20 protein-coding genes are annotated in these 17,437 nt (G+C 71.9%); 9 read left to right on the forward strand and 11 right to left on the reverse strand.

Going from position 1 to position 17,437, the window contains the following annotated elements:
• Positions 1–7: 7 nt before the first annotated feature.
• Entirely contained in the window at positions 8–1,534 is a 1,527-nt protein-coding gene (locus ACY34M_RS34865; protein ID WP_462716706.1) for an FAD-dependent oxidoreductase, read from the reverse strand.
• A gap of 158 nt (positions 1,535–1,692) precedes the next feature.
• On the opposite strand from ACY34M_RS34865, the gene ACY34M_RS34870 reads away from it, so the two are divergent.
• Complete coding sequence (locus tag ACY34M_RS34870; protein ID WP_462716707.1) at positions 1,693–2,796, forward strand: baeRF2 domain-containing protein; 1,104 nt, start codon at positions 1,693–1,695, stop codon at positions 2,794–2,796.
• A gap of 39 nt (positions 2,797–2,835) precedes the next feature.
• Entirely contained in the window at positions 2,836–4,353 is a 1,518-nt protein-coding gene (locus tag ACY34M_RS34875) for an MFS transporter (protein ID WP_462716708.1), read from the forward strand.
• A 14-nt stretch (positions 4,354–4,367) separates the two neighbouring features.
• Here ACY34M_RS34875 and ACY34M_RS34880 read toward each other — a convergent pair whose 3' ends face one another.
• From ACY34M_RS34880 to ACY34M_RS34890, 3 genes are read right to left on the reverse strand one after another with little or no spacing between them, the layout of a single operon-like run.
• Positions 4,368–4,556 (reverse strand): hypothetical protein, encoded by a 189-nt coding sequence (locus tag ACY34M_RS34880; RefSeq protein WP_462716709.1) that lies wholly within the window; start codon positions 4,554–4,556, stop codon positions 4,368–4,370.
• Between the two features lie 27 nt (positions 4,557–4,583).
• Complete coding sequence (locus ACY34M_RS34885) at positions 4,584–4,952, reverse strand: hypothetical protein (RefSeq protein WP_462716710.1); 369 nt, start codon at positions 4,950–4,952, stop codon at positions 4,584–4,586.
• A gap of 22 nt (positions 4,953–4,974) precedes the next feature.
• Complete coding sequence (locus ACY34M_RS34890) at positions 4,975–5,943, reverse strand: LLM class F420-dependent oxidoreductase (protein WP_462716711.1); 969 nt, start codon at positions 5,941–5,943, stop codon at positions 4,975–4,977.
• A 252-nt stretch (positions 5,944–6,195) separates the two neighbouring features.
• Between ACY34M_RS34890 and ACY34M_RS34895 the strand changes: the two genes are divergently transcribed.
• From ACY34M_RS34895 to ACY34M_RS34905, 3 genes are read left to right on the forward strand one after another with little or no spacing between them, the layout of a single operon-like run.
• Complete coding sequence (locus ACY34M_RS34895; protein ID WP_462716712.1) at positions 6,196–7,380, forward strand: zinc-dependent alcohol dehydrogenase; 1,185 nt, start codon at positions 6,196–6,198, stop codon at positions 7,378–7,380.
• A gap of 2 nt (positions 7,381–7,382) precedes the next feature.
• A complete protein-coding gene (locus ACY34M_RS34900; protein WP_462716713.1) occupies positions 7,383–7,964 on the forward strand; it encodes a cysteine hydrolase family protein in 582 nt (193 codons plus the stop codon).
• 3 nt (positions 7,965–7,967) lie between these two features.
• Positions 7,968–8,927: a TIGR03557 family F420-dependent LLM class oxidoreductase gene (locus ACY34M_RS34905; RefSeq protein WP_462716714.1), complete on the forward strand. Its 960-nt coding sequence runs from the start codon at positions 7,968–7,970 to the stop codon at positions 8,925–8,927.
• A 16-nt stretch (positions 8,928–8,943) separates the two neighbouring features.
• Here ACY34M_RS34905 and ACY34M_RS34910 read toward each other — a convergent pair whose 3' ends face one another.
• The 7 genes from ACY34M_RS34910 to ACY34M_RS34940 are packed head-to-tail and all read right to left on the reverse strand — an operon-like array spanning position 8,944 to position 13,163.
• Positions 8,944–10,707, reverse strand: coding sequence for a complex I subunit 5 family protein (locus ACY34M_RS34910; RefSeq protein ID WP_462716715.1), 1,764 nt, complete (start codon positions 10,705–10,707; stop codon positions 8,944–8,946).
• Positions 10,704–11,051 (reverse strand): sodium:proton antiporter, encoded by a 348-nt coding sequence (locus tag ACY34M_RS34915; protein ID WP_462716716.1) that lies wholly within the window; start codon positions 11,049–11,051, stop codon positions 10,704–10,706. Before ACY34M_RS34915 ends, ACY34M_RS34910 begins: the two co-directional genes overlap by 4 nt.
• On the reverse strand, positions 11,051–11,812 hold the full coding sequence (locus tag ACY34M_RS34920; RefSeq protein ID WP_462716717.1) for an MnhB domain-containing protein: 762 nt from the start codon (positions 11,810–11,812) through the stop codon (positions 11,051–11,053). The genes ACY34M_RS34915 and ACY34M_RS34920 overlap by 1 nt, the downstream gene beginning before the upstream one ends.
• Complete coding sequence (locus tag ACY34M_RS34925) at positions 11,809–12,078, reverse strand: Na(+)/H(+) antiporter subunit B (RefSeq protein ID WP_462716718.1); 270 nt, start codon at positions 12,076–12,078, stop codon at positions 11,809–11,811. Before ACY34M_RS34925 ends, ACY34M_RS34920 begins: the two co-directional genes overlap by 4 nt.
• Before the next feature lie 46 nt (positions 12,079–12,124).
• Positions 12,125–12,586, reverse strand: a complete 462-nt coding sequence (locus ACY34M_RS34930) for a monovalent cation/H+ antiporter complex subunit F (RefSeq protein WP_462716719.1) — start codon at positions 12,584–12,586, stop codon at positions 12,125–12,127.
• Complete coding sequence (locus tag ACY34M_RS34935; RefSeq protein ID WP_462716720.1) at positions 12,583–12,807, reverse strand: hypothetical protein; 225 nt, start codon at positions 12,805–12,807, stop codon at positions 12,583–12,585. The genes ACY34M_RS34930 and ACY34M_RS34935 overlap by 4 nt, the downstream gene beginning before the upstream one ends.
• On the reverse strand, positions 12,795–13,163 hold the full coding sequence (locus ACY34M_RS34940) for a VOC family protein (RefSeq protein ID WP_462716721.1): 369 nt from the start codon (positions 13,161–13,163) through the stop codon (positions 12,795–12,797). The genes ACY34M_RS34935 and ACY34M_RS34940 overlap by 13 nt, the downstream gene beginning before the upstream one ends.
• A gap of 284 nt (positions 13,164–13,447) precedes the next feature.
• Between ACY34M_RS34940 and ACY34M_RS34945 the strand changes: the two genes are divergently transcribed.
• The 4 genes from ACY34M_RS34945 (at position 13,448) to ACY34M_RS34960 (ending at position 17,434) form a co-directional block, all read left to right on the forward strand.
• Positions 13,448–14,608, forward strand: coding sequence for an FUSC family protein (locus ACY34M_RS34945; RefSeq protein ID WP_462716722.1), 1,161 nt, complete (start codon positions 13,448–13,450; stop codon positions 14,606–14,608).
• 94 nt (positions 14,609–14,702) lie between these two features.
• Positions 14,703–15,392, forward strand: coding sequence for a GAF and ANTAR domain-containing protein (locus ACY34M_RS34950; RefSeq protein ID WP_462716723.1), 690 nt, complete (start codon positions 14,703–14,705; stop codon positions 15,390–15,392).
• 5 nt (positions 15,393–15,397) lie between these two features.
• Positions 15,398–16,804, forward strand: a complete 1,407-nt coding sequence (locus tag ACY34M_RS34955) for an MFS transporter (RefSeq protein ID WP_462716724.1) — start codon at positions 15,398–15,400, stop codon at positions 16,802–16,804.
• A gap of 165 nt (positions 16,805–16,969) precedes the next feature.
• A complete protein-coding gene (locus ACY34M_RS34960) occupies positions 16,970–17,434 on the forward strand; it encodes a hypothetical protein (RefSeq protein ID WP_462716725.1) in 465 nt (154 codons plus the stop codon).
• Positions 17,435–17,437 lie beyond the last annotated feature (3 nt).

Below are 17,437 nucleotides of genomic sequence, written 5' to 3' on the forward strand. Positions count from 1 at the left end.
CGCCCGGTCAGACGTCGCGCTGCTCCAGGCCGCGCGTCGCGGGACCCTGGACGACCTGCCCGTCCGTGTCGAAGCGCGAGCCGTGGCACGGGCACTCCCAGGCACGCTCCGCCGAGTTGAACGCGACCAGACAGCCCAGGTGCGTGCACCGCGCCGACACCGCGTGCAGCTTCCCGTCGACATCCCGGTACACGGCGCTGCGCCGGCCGTTCACCCGGATGATCGCGCCGCTGTCCCGGGGGAGCCGTTCCACCGATGCCACCGGCGAGGACCGCACCCGGTCACCCACGAAGTGGTAGGCGACATCCGCCTGACTGCGCAGGAACTGGGGCGCGGAGCGCAGCACGGACCGCACCCGCCGCGGCTCGTACAGGCCCTTCCACGGCGGCGGTTCACCTCCGGTGATCAGCGCGGTCAGGAGCGAGCCCGCCATGATCCCGCCGCTCATGCCCCAGCCGCCGAAACCCGTCGCCACGTACGTGTGCCGGGCCGCGGGGTGCAGAAGTCCCACGAGCGGTGCGCTGTCGCACGGGAAGGTGTCCTGCGTGGCCCAGCCGTAGCGGGGCTCGGCGTCGGGGAAGTGCGTGGCCGTCCAGTTCAGCAACTGGTCGAGACGTACGGCCGGATTGCCGGTGCCGGGGGTGAACTTCTCGCCGGTGACGATCAGCAGCCGCTGCCCGTCACCGTACGGGGCGGTGCGCACGGAGCGGGTGTTCTCCTCCGGCGTGATGTACATGCCGCGCGGCGCGCGTTCCGCCGGCAGCGGCGCGGCGATGACGATCTCTCGGCGCGGTGTGAGCCGGGTGAACAGCAGGGCCCGGTCGAACACGGGGTAATGGGTCGCCACGACCACGTCACGCGCGGTCACCTGTGCGCCGGTCTCGGCCGTCACCTGGCACTCGCTGTCCTCCTGCAGCCCGAACACGGACGTGTGCTCGTGGACCAGGGCGCCCTTCGCCCGCAGGTCGGCGGCGAGCGCCAGCAGGTACTTGCGGGGATGGAACTGCGCCTGCCCCGTGGCGCGCACGGCGCCCGCGACGGGGAACGGCAGCTCCGTCCCGGTGACGAACGACACGGGCAGCCCCGCCGCGCGCGCCGCGACCGCCTCCGCCCGCAGCCCGGCGACCCCGTGCGGGGAACAGACGTAGGTGTACGCGTCCGTGCGCTCCCACTCGCAGTCCGCGCCCAAGAGCTCCACCACCTCCGCCGCGTGCTCGATCGCCTCGGTCTGCGAACGCGCGTACAGGCGGGCGCCCTCGGCGCCGTGGACGTGGCGCAGGCGGCTGTACACCAAGGACTGCAGGGCCGACAGCTTCGCCGTCGTGTGCCCGGTGACGCCCTCGGCGATCCGGCCCGCCTCCAGCACGGCGACGCTCAGCCCGGCCCGCGTCAGCTCCCACGCCGTACTCAGACCCGCGATCCCACCGCCGATCACCGCCACGTCGACGGTCGCGTCCCGCTCCAACGGCGGGTACGCGGTGCCCGGCGCGGAATCGATCCAGTACGAACTCCTGAGGTCCGACATCCCGGTCATGGCATCCGGGTCCCCACCCGCGCGCCGCTCACCCTCGGATCTTGTGTGAATGACCGGCCCCCGGCAGGGAACCCGGGCCGCTGGTGAGCGTGATGCCCAGGATGACCCGTCCGGTCAGATCTGGTCAGCGAAGAACCCGACAGCTTGGGAGGGCAGCCATGGATCTCACCCACCTCACTCCGCTCTGCGACCGTCCAGGACCGTGGGCGAGTGTGTACATCGACACGTCCCGACACTCCGAGTCCACGCCCAAGGAGCGGTCCGTCGAGGCCGCGGAGGTGCAGCGCACACTCGCGGCCTCCGGCGCCGACGACGCGACGTGCCAGGCCGTCCGGACGGCCGCCGACGAGCTGCGGCACACGCGGGAGCCCGTCGGCCGGGCCCTGTTCGCCACGCACGGCGAGGTCGTACTCGACCTGCCGCTGAGCGCGGCGCCCACCGACGCGGCCCACTGGGGGCCGCTGCCGCGCACCACGCCGCTGCTCGACCTCGCGGGCGAGGACCCCCTGTGCATGATCGCCCGCATCGACCGCAAGGGCGCCGATGTCGAACTGCACTCCGCCCGCGACGACATGCACGTGGGCACCGTCTCCGGCGATCAGTGGCCCATACACCGCACCGGCAGGGACTCCTGGTCGGAGCGGCACTTCCAGCTCCGCGTGGAGAACACCTGGGAGCACAACGCCGCCGAGATCGCGCAGGCGTTGCAGACTTGTCAGGCCGAGACACGGGCCGAGCTCATCGTCCTGGTCGGCGACGACCGGGAGTGCGCCGCCGTGCAGGACAAGCTCCCCAAGCCGCTGCAGGAACTGGCCGTCCGGTGTCGGCACGGGGCCGGGAGCGGTCAGCTGGGCCTGGAGATCGAACGCATCAAGGCCGAGCACGTGGCCTACCGGGCGGCGAGTTCGCTCGAGGACTTCGCGGCGGCGCGCGGCCGGGACGAGGCCGCGGCGGCCGGCGTACCCGCTCTGGTGGACGCCGCGCGCCAGCACCGCCTGTCCGAGCTGCTGGTGCGCTCGGACGGCCCCGACGCGCACCACGAGGTCTGGTGCGGCGACGAGCCCGACCAGCTGGCGACCCGGCGCACGGACGCCGCCGCCCTGGGGGCGTCCGAACCGTTCTCCGCCCGGGCCGACGACGCGCTGATGCGGTGTGCCGCCGCCAGCGGCGCCTCGGCGCTGTCCGTCGCCGGGGCCGCCCCCGACGCGGGCCCGCCCGGAGGCCTCGGCGCCCTGCTGCGCTGGACCCAGCCCGCGACGTGAACGGCCTGACCCGATGCGGTCCGCGTGCGGATGTGACGGATGCAGTCGGCACGTAGTGTCGTGAAGGAGAGCGAGGTGGTCGCCGCGGACTCCGACTACGTCCCCGACCCGCAGCGCTGGAAGGCGCTGTGGGTCACGTTGGTGGCCGGCTTCATGAGCCTGCTCGACGTGACGATCGTCGCCGTGGCGCTGCCGACCGTCCAGCGCGACCTGCACGCCTCCGCCGCGCAGGTGCAGTGGGTGGTCTCCGGGTACGCCCTCACCTTCGCCCTCGCGCTGGTGACCGCGGGACGCCTCGGCGACGCCCTGGACCGACGGCGCATCTTCCTGCTGTCCCTCGGAGCCTTCACCGTCTTCAGCGCGGCCTGCGGCGCGGCGCCCGACATCACGCTGCTGGTGGTGGCCCGGCTCGCCCAGGGGCTCGCGGCCGGCTGCATGGCCCCGCAGAACTCCGCGCTCATCCAGCAGCTGTTCCGCGGCGCCGAGCGCGGTCGCGCCTTCGGCCTGTTCGGCGCGGTCGTCGGCATCTCCTCGGCCGTCGGCCCGCTCACCGGCGGCGCCATCCTCGCCCTGGCCTCCGGCCCACAGGGCTGGCGGTGGATCTTCTACGTCAACGTCCCCATCGGCATCGTCGCCGTCCTGCTCGGCCGCCGCCTGCTGCCGCGGGTGCGCAGCACCGGCAAGGGCTCCGTCGACGTGCCGGGCGTGCTGCTCCTCGGCCTCGGCGTCCTCGCCGTCATGTACCCCCTGGTCCAGGCGGACTCCGGCGGCATCGGCCGCCTGTGGTGGCTGTTCCCCGTCGGCGCCGTGCTCCTCGCCGTCTTCGCGCTCTGGCAGCGCCGCCTCCTCGCCCGGGGCGGCCAGCCGCTGCTCGACCCGCGCCTGTTCACCACCGTGCGCGGCTACGCGATCGGCGCCGGGGTCGGCACGCTGTACTTCATCGGTTTCAGCGGCGTCTGGCTCGTCTTCGCGCTGTACTACCAGCACGGACTCGACTTCTCCCCGCTGCGGTCCGGTCTCGCCGTCACCCCGTTCGCCGTCGGCTCGGCGGGCTCCGCGGTCCTCGCGGGACGCCTCGTCGACAGGCTCGGGCGCCGACTGACCGTGTACGGTCTCGCGGCCGTGATCCTCGGCCTGGGCGGCACGGCGCTGCTGCTGCGCTACGCGCCCGTGGACACCGCCCCCTGGCTCGCCGCGCCCACGCTGTTCATCGGTGGCATCGGCGGCGGATGCGTCGTTTCCCCGAACATCACCATCACCCTGCGCGATGTGCCGGTACGGATGGCGGGCGCGGCGGGAGGCGCGCTGCAGACCGGGCAGCGGCTCGGCGCGGCCGTGGGCACCGCTGCCCTGCCGGGCCTGTTCTACCTGGTGCTGGGGCGCAGTGACGACCACCGCGGTGCGCTCTTCGTCGCGTTGTGCGCCGCGCTCGCCGCGATGCTGGCCTCACTGGCACTCGCCACGTTCGACCGGCTGCGCGACCGGCGGGGGCGGCGGCCGCACGACAGGTGCCCGGACGAGGTCGCCAACGACCCCGTCCACTCCCGGCAGAGCTGACTGGGCGGAGCCGCCTAGCCCGCGGGCCCCTCGGGATCCTTTTCCTCGTCGCTTCCCTTGTCCTCGCCGCGGCGCAGGTCCGCGTCCATCCGCCGTCCCTCGTCCTTGCGGCGGGGATCGTCCAGAGCTGCGCCGTCCGTCTTCAGCTTGGCGGCCTTCACCTTCCGGGCCATGGTCCGGAGGCGTCCATTGCGGGTTCCCATGAGGCTCCTTGTGGTTCCTTGGCGGTCTCAGCGGGCCGTGAGGCGAAACTGGGTGTCGCGTTCCTGGTCGCCCGAGGCCGATCGCTCGTCCTCGACGGTGAAGGCCCGGGCCAGCGCCGTACGCAGGGTCGTCACATCGTTCGGCGCCCCCTGCGCGGACACGGACACGGGACCGTCGATGCCGCCCGCCCGGGAGGGGGATGCCGCGGCCGACCCGTCGGTGTCGGCGTCGAACTCCGCGGTCCAGACCGTGGCGGAAGGGCCACCGGCGTCGACCGGGTCCGGAGTGGGGGAGCGGTCCGTGAACTGCGCCGCGAGATGCGCCAGCACGGTGTCGGCGTCGCGGTCGCTGCAGTCGCTGAGGGTGACGGTGACCAGGTGGTTGTCGAGGGTCATGATGACCTCCTCGGTCGTCGGTTCAGAGAGCCGCCCGCAGCGCGGGCAGCAGTTCTTCGCGGGCCCAGGTGAAGAAGGCGTCCTGGTGGTCGCCGCCTATCTGCACGAGGGCGACCTCGGTGAATCCCGCGTCGGCGAAGGGCCGCACGGCCTCGACGAATTCCGACACGTCGTCGCCGCAGGGGATGGACTTGGCGACGTCCTCGGGCGAGACGAGATCGGTCGCCCCGGCGAAGGACACCGGGTGCGGCAGCTCGGCGTTGACGCGCCAGCCACCCGCGAACCAGCGGAACTGCTGGTGGGCGCGGGTGATGGCGGCCGAGCGGTCGGGGTCGTAGCAGACGGGCAGCTGGCCCACCCGGGGCTTGCCGGCGCCGCCCGCGCGGTCGAAGGCGGCGAGCAGTTCGCCACGGGGCTCGGTCGCGATGGCCAGGTCCGCGGTGCGGCCGGCGACCGCGCAGGAGGCCGGGCCCGACACGGCGACCCCGATCGGGGGCGGGGTGTCCGGCAGATCCCACAGCCGGGCCCGGTCGACCTCGAAGTGCTTCCCGTGGTGGTTGAGCTCCTCACCCGCGAACAGCGCGCGGACGATGCCGACGGCCTCCTCCAGCTTCTCCAGCCGCACCGCCGGGGCCGGCCAGCCCCCGCCGACCACGTGCTCGTTGAGGTTCTCGCCGGAGCCGAGCCCCAGACGGAACCGGCCCTGCGCCAGCAACTGCAGCGTGGCCGCCTTCTGGGCGACCACCGCCGGGTGGTACCGCGTGGTCGGACACGTCACGTACGTCATCAAGGGGATACGGGTGGTCGCCTGCGCGGCGGCGCCGAGCACGGCCCACGCGTAGGGAGAGTGCCCCTGCTCGGACAGCCAGGGGAAGAAATGGTCCGAGGTGACCGAGAAGTCGAAGCCGGCGTCCTCGGCGGCGACCACGTGCCGTACGAGCTCGCGGGGCCCCGCCTGCTCGGTCATCATCGTGTATCCGATGTCCACCACGGCGTCCTCCAGTCGGCCCGGCTGAGCTGCCGAGCACGATCGACGGCCCCGTTACAGGGCTTCTGCCTGCGGGTTCCCGGGGAAGCGGGTCACAGTCCTCCACCTCGACACTCTCCGGGAAAGGCGCATCACAGCCCCCACCGTGGGTACGCGGAGCGTCCCGCACCGCGGGCCGCCGTCTGGCGGGACACCACACGGTGTGAGCCCCTGGAGGTGCGCCCGTACGCAACCCACGTTGGGAGGCGCCTGAGCATGCGCGCTCTGACATGGCAAGGAAAGCGCGACGTCCGGATCGAGGAGGTCCCCGACCCCCGCATCGAGAAACCCGACGACATCGTCGTGAAGGTGACGTCCACCGGTATCTGCGGCTCTGACCTGCACCTCTACGAAGTCTTCGGCCCCTACCTCGACCCCGGCGACGTCCTGGGGCACGAGACGATGGGCATGGTCGTGGAGACCGGTCCCGAGGTCACCGGCGTGGCCGTGGGGGACCGGGTGGTCATTCCGTTCAACATTTCCTGCAACACCTGCTGGATGTGCCGCCGGGGACTGCAGTCCCAGTGCGAGACGACGCAGGTGACGTCCATGGGCAGCGGAGCCGCCCTGTTCGGCTACACGAAGCTGTACGGGCAGGTGCCCGGCGGCCAGGCCGAATACCTGCGGGTCCCGTTCGGCAACACGCTGCCCATCAAGGTGCCGGACGGCCCTCCGGACGACCGGTTCGTCTACCTGTCCGACGTCCTGCCCACCGCATGGCAGGCGGTGGAGTACGCCGACATCCCGCCCGGCGGCAGCGTCACCGTCCTGGGGCTCGGTCCCATCGGCGACATGGCGACCCGGATCGCCCGGCTGCGCGGCGCGGAACAGGTCATCGGCGTCGACCTCGTCGACACCCGCATCGAGCGCGCGAGGCGGCACGGCGTCACCACCCTTGACCTGCGCGAACACGAGAAGGATCTGGGCGACGCCGTCCGGGAGCTCACCGGGGGCCGCGGCTCCGACGCCGTGATCGACGCGGTCGGCCTCGAAGCCCACGGCACCCCGCTCGCCCAGGCGGCGCAATGGGCCACCGGACTCCTGCCCGACAAGCTGGCCCGGCCCCTGATGGAGAACGCGGGCGTCGACCGGCTCGGCGCCCTGCTCACCGCGATCGACGCGGTACGCCGCGGCGGCACGCTGTCCATCAGCGGCGTCTACGGCGGCGCCGCCAGCCCGCTGCCCCTGCTCACCATGTTCGACAAGCAGCTTCAGGTGCGCATGGGACAGGCGAACGTGTGGCGGTGGATCGAGGACATCCGCCCGCATCTGACCGACGACGACCCCTTGGGCGTCGACGGATTCGCCACGCACCACCTCTCCCTGAACGAGGGCCCGGCGGCGTACGCCACGTTCCAGGCCAAGGAGGACGGCATGGTGAAGACCCTGTTGAAGCCGTGACCATGAGCGCCGCCCAGCCGTCGTCCGCCGTGATCGTGATCGACATGATCAACACGTACGACCACGAGGACGCCGACCTGCTGCTGCCCGCGGCCCGCAAGGCCGTGCCGGTCATCGCCGAGCTGCTCGCCGCGGCGCGCGCCCGCGGTGTCCCCGTGGTGTACGCGAACGACAACTTCGGCCAGTGGCGCTCGCACCACGGGGAACTCGTCGACGAGGCACTGGCCGGACCGCACGCGGACCTCGTCGAGCCGGTCCTGCCCGACGACGACTCCCTGTTCGTCGTCAAGGCGCGGCACTCGATCTTCTACGAGACACCGCTGACCTATCTGTTGTGGGAACTGGGCGTGCGCCACGTCGTCCTGTGCGGCCAGGTCACCGAGCAGTGCGTGCTGTACTCGGCGCTCGACGCCCATATCCGGCACCTGGACGTAACGGTGGTCTCCGACGCCGTCGCCCCCATCCACCCCGAACTCGCCGACGCGGCACTGGAGATGATGCGCAGGAACATGGGCGCGCACCTCGTCCGGGGCCAGGACGTCACGTTCACCCACGACACGGGGAGCGGACCACGTGAGGAGTAAGTGATGCCACGCTACGGATACTTCCTGGCGAGCGAAGAGTTCACGCCCGCGGAACTCCTCGACCAGGCCAGGGCCGCCGAACAGGCCGGGTTCGACTGTCTGGCCATCTCCGACCACTACCACCCCTGGACCGGCGAACAGGGGCAGAGCCCCTTCGTGTGGACGATGATCGGCGCGCTCGCCCAGGTCACGTCGCTGCCCGTGACGACGTTCGTCACCTGTCCCACCGTTCGGCTGCATCCTGCGGTGAACGCCCAGGCCGTCGCCACCGCGGGCGTGATCACCGGCAACCGTTTCCGGTTCGGCGTGGGCACCGGAGAGGCGCTCAACGAGCACATCTTCGGCGACGCGTGGCCGGCCGCGGACGTCCGCCTGGAGATGCTCGAAGAGGCCGTGCAGACCATCCGGAACCTCCTCACCGGCGAGGAGGTCACCCACCGGGGCCGGCACTACACCGTGGAGAACGCCCGCCTGTACACGGTCCCGGACGAACCGGTGCCGATCCACGTCTCCGGTTTCGGCCCCAAGGCCGCCGCGCTGGCCGGGCGCATCGGGGACGGATTCGTCACGATGACGCCGGACGAGGAACTGGTCGGCCAGTTCCGGCGCGCCGGAGGCGGTCACAAGCCGGTCCTCGGCGGGCTCAAGGTGTGCTGGGGCCACGACCGCGACGAGGCCGTCAAGACGGTCCACCGGCTGTGGCCGACCCAGTTCCTGCCCGGCGAACTCGGACAGGTGCTGCCGAGCCCCGCGCACTTCGAACAGGCGTCGACGCTCGTGACGCAGGAGGCCGTCGCCAAGGGCACGGTCTGCGGAGCCGATGTGGACGAACACGCCCGCGCCGTCTCCGCGTACACCGATGCCGGGTTCGACGAGGTGTATGTGGGCCAGATCGGCCCGGACCAGCAGGGCTTCTTCGACTTCTACCGCAGCGAGGTGCTCCCGCGGCTCCGAGCCGCCTGACCCACGGCAGGCCTGCTCAGGGCAGCGGCCCGCCGCCGAGGATTCCGGGCAGGGCCAGCGCGCCCAGTGCGGCCGTCCCCAGCAGGAACCAGGCGACGTAGTCCCCGATGTGCCCCGAGTGCAGCCGCCGCAGCGGACCCGTCCAGGCGTACGGTTCCGGTGGCGCGGCCCGCCGTACGGCGAGGACCGCGGCCCCGACCGCGCACGCCGTGCAGACCACACCGGTCAGCACGGACGCGAGGCTCCAGTGCACGGCGGCGGCCTCCGGCACGCCGAACGCCCGGCCGAACCCCGCCGCCACGCCGGGGACGAGACCCAAGGCCAGCGCGCCCGCCAGCAGCGCCGCCGGCACGGCCGCCATCGGCAGCGGCACCCGCCGCCCCAGCCGCTCCCGTGTCTCGGGCTCCTCGTCCCCGGACGTCGACGCGGACGGCTCCGGCCCGTCGGGCCGCGGGCCCGCGCCCAGGAACACCCGCGCCCCGGCGCGCAGCACGGCCGCTCCGGTGACCGCGGAGACGGCCACGAAGCACACGGTCACGACGTGGCCCCCGGCCTCCTCGGCGACCCCCTTGCCCAGCCCCGTTCCGAAGGGCGGCAGGCCGGGCAGCGCGAGGGCGGCCGCGCCGTACAGGACGCCGACGACGCGCAACTCCCTGCCACGGCCGTGCAGTTCGCGCTCGTCCACGCTGCCGTACCGGTCGAGCAGGATGCCGGTGCATGCGAACAGGGCCGCCTTGGCTCCGGCGTGGCCCACCACGTAGAGGGCGATCCCTGCGGTCGACTCGGGCCGCAGGAGTCCGATGCCCACGAGGAAGAGTCCTGTGTGGGCGATCGTCGAGTAGGCGAGCATGCGCTTGAGGTGGTGCTGCTGCCAGCACATCACCGCGCCGAGCACGGCGGTGACGGCTCCCAGAACCACCAGGCAGTGCGTGAAATCGGCGGCGGGCAGCCCGCCGGGCCCGGCGAAGACGGTGCTGTACACCCGCCAGACACCGTAGACACCGAGTTCGACCATGACCCCGGACAGCAGCATGCACACCGGGGTCGGCGCCACGGCGTGCGCGTCCGGCAGCCAGAAGTGGAAGGGAACGGCCGCGGCCTTCACCAGCAGGCCCGTCATCACCAGGACGAAGGCGCCCAGGACGAGCCCGTCCGGCGGACCCCCGGCCGCGAGCGCGGCACCGATCCGGCGCATGCCCAGCTCGCCGGTGCGGGCGTACAGCAGGGCGATCCCCATCAGAGTCGCGTACGCGCCAAGGGAGTTGACGACGCCGAAGGTGAGGACGCCCTGCACGGCCTTGGGCTCCTCCACGCGGTACCCCGTCAGGGCGTACGCGACGACCCCCATCAGCTCGAAGAAGACGAACGCGTTGAAGAGGTCACCGGTCAGCGCGAATCCGCACATGCCCGCCTGGAAGAGCAGGACGAGCGCCGGGAAGGCCCCCGCGTGCCCATGCGGCATCTCGTCGAAGTAGCGCCAGGAATAGGCGAGTACGGACACGGTCAGCAGAGACACGAGAACGGCGAGGCCGGTGCCCGGCGCGTCACCGATCAGAACGATGCCCACGCTCTTCCCGCCGACGGGCTCCCAGCCGCCGACCCACTCCGTGGTGTCGGGCGAGGCGTGCGCCAGGAGCAGCGCGGCGAGGGCGGTGGTCGAGACCGCCACCGCGGCGGCTGCGCCGTCGGCGGCGATCCGCGGCAGCACGCGGCCGAACGCGACGAGGAACGCGGCGCCCAGCAGGGGCAGCACCACGACCATGGGCAGAAGTGCGTTCATCCGCGCAGCTCGGAGAGTTCGTCGGGGTCGACCGTGCCGTGGCGTTTGGACACTTGGACTACCAGGGCCAGGAGCAGCGCGGTGACCGTCGCGCCCACGACCACGTCTGTGAGGGTGAGCGCCTGCACCACGGGGTCGACCAGGGGACGGGAGTGCGGCGCCAGATCGGAGTGGACGGGCGCGGTGCCGCCCTCGCGGTAGCCGACGGCGAGCAGCAGCACGTAGGTCGCGGACTGGCAGACCGCCAGACAGCCGACCGCGTGCACGAGGTGCCGGCTCGTGGCGAGCCCGTAGCAGCCGACGAGGAAGATCCATCCGGCGATCAGGTAAGGGAAGAGATGCATCAGGTGGTGCCCGCCTTCTCCGAACGCGATCCCGTGTCGGTGATCTCCACGGCCTGGTCGAGGAACCGGGACACCAGCACGACCACCGCACAGGCCACCTCGATGCCGACCGCCAGATTCAGCAGGGGGACGACGCCGCCCGACGCGAGGGTGTTGAACGTCCCGTACGGCAGCAGGGTGTTGGCCAGGAACGCGGAGCCGCCGATCAGTCCGGCCACGCCGACGAGCAGATAGGCGGCCTCGCCGGCCGCGTCACCCACCTCGTACAGCGGCACGGGGCGGATCCGCTCCAGGGCCCGGTAGTCCACCCCGACGTAGAGGAGGTGTACGGCGGTGGCCGCGATCACGCCGCCCTGGAACCCGCCGCCCGGGCTCAGTTGGCCGTGCGCGACCACGTACAGGCCGACCACGAGAGCGACGGGCAGCGCGGCGAGCGCCCACCGCCGCACCCACGGGTCGACGGCGGCGGAGCGCGGCGGGACCCGGTCCTCCTCGCGGGTCTGCCGCAGCAGTACGACGGTGCCCAGGACGGCGGCGAACAGGATGGACTCCTCGCCCAGCGTGTCGAACGCGCGCAGATCGAAGTTGATCGAGGAGACCACGTTCGCGGTGTGCCGGGCGAGGGACGCGTCGGTGGCACGGTCACCGTAGGGATGCCGGTCGCCGCCGAATCGCGGCAGCCGCACGAACGCGGCGACGAACAGCGCCGCCAGACCGATCGCTCCGACGCCCAGGACCCAGCGCCGCATCCGGATCGTCACCGCCGCGCCCCGTCACCGGACGGCCGCCCACGGCGTCTGACCTTGCGCACGGACAGCAGGATCAGCAGCGGCGTCAGCACGGACCCCACGGCCAGCTGGGACAGCGCCACGTCCGGTGCCTGCAGGACGGTGAAGAGGGCGGCGAGCGCCAGCCCCAGGACCGCCAGCACCAGTGCCTGCCGGGCGGGCTCGCGCACCGCGACCGCCACGGTCGCCGACGCGGCGACCAGCACCAGACACACGTAGATGATCAAGTCGTCGCTCACGACACCTCACCGCTGAGTGCACGTCTCACGTCCGGGTTCACGTCGTTCATCGCGCCGCGTCCGCCTCCTCCACCACGCCCACGGACAGCGCCCGTGCGGCGATCGCGTTGCCGAGCGCCACCAGCGCACCGATGAACAGAAGCTTCACCGTCGACCTGCCGGGAGCCGCCGCCGCACACACGGCGACGGTCACCACCAGCGAGGCGGCGACGCACAGCGCCGTCACCGCCGTCGCCCCGCGAGGGGCACCCGACGACAGGTCGTCGGCCAGCAGCCGCACGCACACGAGCGTGCCGACGGGGCCGAGCAGCGCCAGAACCAGCGACAGATCGACGTAAGAGGGGCGCGCGTAGCCCTGGGCGAGCAGCAGGAAGGCGAGGGCGACGACCGTGCTGCCCGTGTTCTGCGCCAGCACCCGGCGGGCCGTCGGGCCGGACGCCACTCCCCAGATCACCGGAGGCAGGCCGAGGGCCAGAAACGCGGCCCCGGACCACAGCCAGGCATTCACGCGGAACCCGCAGCGCGACGGGCCGCCGTGGCGGCCAGGGCGCCGGCGAGCGCGCAGCCGGAACCGACCGCCAGCTCCCACCCGTCGACGCTGCTGATCAGCACGGTCCACAGCGCGACGAGAACGACCCACCAGCACAGACACTCGACACCGGCGCGCAGCAGCCCGCCGCCCCGCCGTCCGCCGCGCCCGTCGCGCGAGCCGTGCGTCAGGCGCGACACAGGCAGAACGGGTGACCCGCCGGATCGGCGTAGACACGGAAGTCCCGCTGCCCGCCCTGGTCCTCCAGATCCAGCGGCATGGCACCGAGCGACAGCGCCTCGGCCTCCGCCGCCGCCATGTCCGTGACGTCGAGGTCGAGGTGCATCTGCTGGGAGTTGTCCGCGCGGGGCCACTGCGGCGGCTGGTGCCCCTCGGCCCGCTGGAACGCCAGGCGATGGCCACCGGGCGCCGACACCTCGTACCAGTCGTCGTTCCCCTTCTTGATCTCGCCGCCGAGGAGCGCTGCGTAGAAGCCCGCCAGAGCGGCGGGATCGGGACAGTCCACGGCGGTCAGACAGTAAGTGGCTACAGGCACGGCCTTCTCCTCGTCCTCGTCCACGACGCGTTCCCTCGGAGGCCACGGGTGCCCCGTCGGAGGACGCGCACACGGAGGGCCCGGCGATCTGACGGGAACGCACTCTTCCACGCAGTCCGACCTACGACGCCGCATCCCGTCCCGTCTGCGTGTCGAGCGCGCGGAGGCGGACGCGGTGCGCCACCTTCGCTGATTCAGCGGGCCTGGCGTGGTTACTTGGTCTTGTGCGTCCCCTGATGCGGGGCGGATCTCTCGGGACGGAACGGGCAGGAACGGAGACAGTGGTGGGGCGCTTCCATGCCGGGTGGGCCTGGCTGGTGCGGGCACGGCGGGTGCCGGGGCACGAGCGGCAGACGGTGCTGCTCGTCGTGAAGTGCGCGCTGGCGGCGACGCTGGCCTGGTGGGTCGCGCACGACCTGCTGAAAGCGGCCTCACCGGCGTTCGCGCCGTTCTCCGCCGTACTGATCATGAACGTGACGATCTCCCGGTCGCTGTGGCAGGCACTGCGCTACGCCGCCGCGGTCACCGTCGGCGTCGCCGTCCAGGCGGGCGTCGGATTCCTCGCCGGGCCCGACCTGTTCGCCTTCGTCGTGGTCGCCCTGATCGCGCTGTGCATCGGGCAGTGGCCGGCGCTGGGGGAGCAGCGCTCACAGGTCGCGACCGCCGCGTTCTTCGCGTTCTCCACCTACAGCGCCGCCACCGGCACGTCGGAGCGGCTGAACCAGCTGGGACAGATCATCCTCCTGGTCCTCATCGGCTGCGGCTTCGGCCTGGTCGTGAACCTGTGCATCGCGCCCCCGCTGCGCTACCGCGGCGCGGAACAGGGCCTGCACACCCTGGCGACGGAGATCGAGTACCTGCTCGACGACATGGCCGAAGGGCTCGCCGACAGTGATGTCGACGCCGACCGCGCCGAACAGTGGCGCAGGTCCGCGGAGCGCGTACAGGATGCCGTGGGCCAGGCGCGTGCCGGGCTGAGCACCGCGGAGAGCAGCCTGCCCTTCAACCCCCGGCGAAAATTCCCCGCCCACCGCGGCTATCAGTCCTTCACACGCTACCGCGCGACGGTCGACGCCCTGGAGCGCGCGGTGCACCAACTGGCCTCCCTGATCCGCAGCCTCGGGCGGTGGCGCGAGACGGAGGACACCTACACGTACGCGCCCGCCCTGGAGTCCTACGCCGCGTTCTGCGGCACGCTGCGCGACATCGCCCACGTCATCGCGGAACTGGACTCGGACACCCTCGCCGAGCAGGCCACAAGGATGTGCGAGCTGGCAACGGTCTCCCAGGAGGCCCTGCAGAAGGTGCTGGGCGCGGCCAGGGAGCACGAACTGCCGCTGTCCGACACGTCGCGCCCCTACGGCGCGCTCGTGGTCGAGGCGTCCCGGCTGATGGAGGAGTTCCAGAACACCTGCGACGTGCTGATGGACACCGCCGACGGCTGAGCACTCTGCTGCCTCCCCTGCGCGTGTGGCCGACGGCCGGCTTCGTGGGAGGCTGGCGTCATGCTGGACGGGCAGCACGACGGAAGGAGGCTGCATGGACTGGCGGGAGTTCGCCGTGCAATTGGCGTCGACGGCGCGGGAGCTGTTGGCGCAGGACTCCGTGGACGGCACGCTGCACAAGGTGACGCACTCCGCTCTGGATCTCATCGAGGGGTGCGACGCGGCCGGCATCCTGCTGCTGACCAAGGGCCAGGCCAAGAGTCTCGCGCCCACGGAGCAGCTCGTCCGCGAGAGCGACGCGCTGCAGGCGCGGCTGGGGGAGGGCCCGTGCTTCGACGCGGCCCGCACAGGACACCCGGTGTTCCGCATCAAGGACGTGACCGAGGAAAGGGTGCGCTGGCCCGCCTACGCGCCGCAGGCGCACGCACTGGGCGTCGGCAGCATGATGGGCTTCCTGCTCTACACCGAGGACCAGGACCTGGGCGCCCTCAACCTCTACTCCAGAAAGCCCGGCGCGTTCACCGAGGACAGCCAGACCGCGGGCTGGACGTTGGCCGCACACGCCGCGGTGGCGTTCTCCAGCGCCAGGGAGCACGCCCAGATGGAGAACGCGGTGGCCACCCGGCACACCATCGGTGAGGCCATGGGCATCCTGATGGCCGGTCACCATCTGTCCGAGAAGGAAGCCTTCGACGTGCTGCGCCGCTATTCGCAGGAGAAGAACGTCAAACTCCGCGAGGTGGCCCGCCAGGTCTGCGACCAAGGCGGTCTGCGCGACGACTGATGCCGATGCGTACCCGCCGTCACCGGTCCTTCCTGCTCACCGCGTTGCTCGCCACCACCAACTTCCTCGTCGTCTTCGACGGCCTTGTGGTCACCGTGGCACTGCCCGCGGTGCAGCACGGTCTGGGCCTCGGTGAGGCCGGTGCGCAGTGGGTTCTGACCTCCTACACCCTGCCCCTGGGCGGCTTGCTGCTGCTGGGCGGCCGCCTCGGTGACCGTTACGGACGCCGTCCCGTACTCGTCACCGGGTTCGGGCTGTTCATCGCCGGGCTGCTGCTGGCCGGATTCGCCCCGACGCCGTGGCTGCTGCTGCCGGGTCGCATGCTCCAGGGTGCCGGTGCCGCACTCGCGGTCCCCACCTCCTTCGCCATCATCAGCGCGCAACGGTCGACACGGGACCGCAACCGGCTGTTCGCCGCCGTCGCGGTGGCTGGCGGCCTGGGAGCCGCCGCGGGCGCCGTCATCGGCGGCGTCGTCACGCAGGGCCTCGGCTGGCGCTACGTCTTCCTGCTCTCCGTGCCGGCCGCGGCCCTCGCCGCGCTGGTGGCGCCCAAGGTCCTGGACCGCGAGCCGCCCACCGCGAGGACCGGCGGACTCGACCTCCCCGGCGCCGCGCTCTCCACGTCCGGCCTCATGCTGCTCGTCCTCGCCATCACGAACACCGAGAGCGCGGGGGTGGTGTCCGTCGGCACGCTGGCTCCTTCGGCGCTGTCCGCCGTGGCGTTCACCGGCTTCGTCCTGCGCGAACGCAGAACGAAGGACCCCCTGCTGCGCCCCGGAATCCTCCGCGTGCCCTCGTTTCGCACCGCGGTGCTCGCCATGCCGGCCAACGAGTTCGCCTACCAGGGCAGCGTCTTCATCGGACTGCTCTTCTTCCAGCAGGCACTCGGCTACAGCCCTCTCGCCGCCGGACTGGCCTTCTGCCCTCTCGGGCTCGTGGTGCTGGTCGGCTCGTCGGTCGCCAAGCGGCTCCTGTACCGCTTCCGCTGGACAGCGGTGGCTGCGGGCGCCCAGTTCGTCAGCGCCGTCGGGCTGGTACTGCTCGCTCTCGCCGGTCCCGGCAGCGCCTACCTGCCGCACATCCTGCCCAGCATGCTCGTCCTCGGGCTCGGGACGGTGGTGGGGGCGGTCTCCTTCAACGTCGCCGCGGGCAAGGACATCTCACCCCGTGACAAGGGCGTGGGCTACGGCGCCTTCGAGACCGCCAAGTACGTGGCGGGCGCCTTCGCCGTCGCGGGCCTGGGCACGGTCGCCGCGGCCCGGACCGGTTCCGTCCACGCGGCCGGCCGGACGGAGGCGTTCGCCGCCGGGTATCAACTCGCGTTCGTCGTCGCGGCGGGAATTGCTCTTGTCGGCGGGGTCCTGGTCGTGGTGCTGGGCGATTCCGTGCGCCCGGACGACGGTTCCGCATAAGCCAACGCGCCATGGGGTGCTCAACTGTCCGGCGCAGCACGAACGTAATTCCGGGCCGGGAGAGCGCAGCCACCGCGGTACCACCCGACCATGGTCGGCCACGGAACGTTCGGCACAGCTCGGGGAGGCCCGGTGGGTAAGGGCGACAACAAGATGCGCGAGGCCATGAGGATCAAACTGTTCGAGGGCGGCTACCCACTGGGCCACATCATCGACGAGCACACCAACAGGCTCTTCAAACACGGGTGGGTCTCGCCCGACAAGTGGCTCGGCACGGCCTACGGAGTGCGACTCGACGGCCAGAAGGCCGAATGCGGCGCCGTCCTGACCTCGACCCATCTCCTGCTCCTGCCCGCCCAGCGCCATTGGCGCGCGGGCCAGGCAGCGGTGGCGGCGTGGAAGGGGAGCGGCGACATCATCGCGATACCGGTGAACGACATCGTCCGGGTGCGCTCCGAGAACGGCAGAAGGCTCGGCTTCTTCGAGGCCCTCGTACGCGGCACGGACAGCACCTCGGCGTTCGTCGCGGAGGTACGCGAGGCCGGTGAGATCCGCCTCGGCGGCCTGCGAAAAATCAAATCCGGCTCAGCGATGGTCGCGGCGTTCCGCGAGGTACCGGGGTGGAGTTGACGT

It is taken from the genome of Streptomyces sp. EDA2-14 (genome assembly GCF_054963755.1).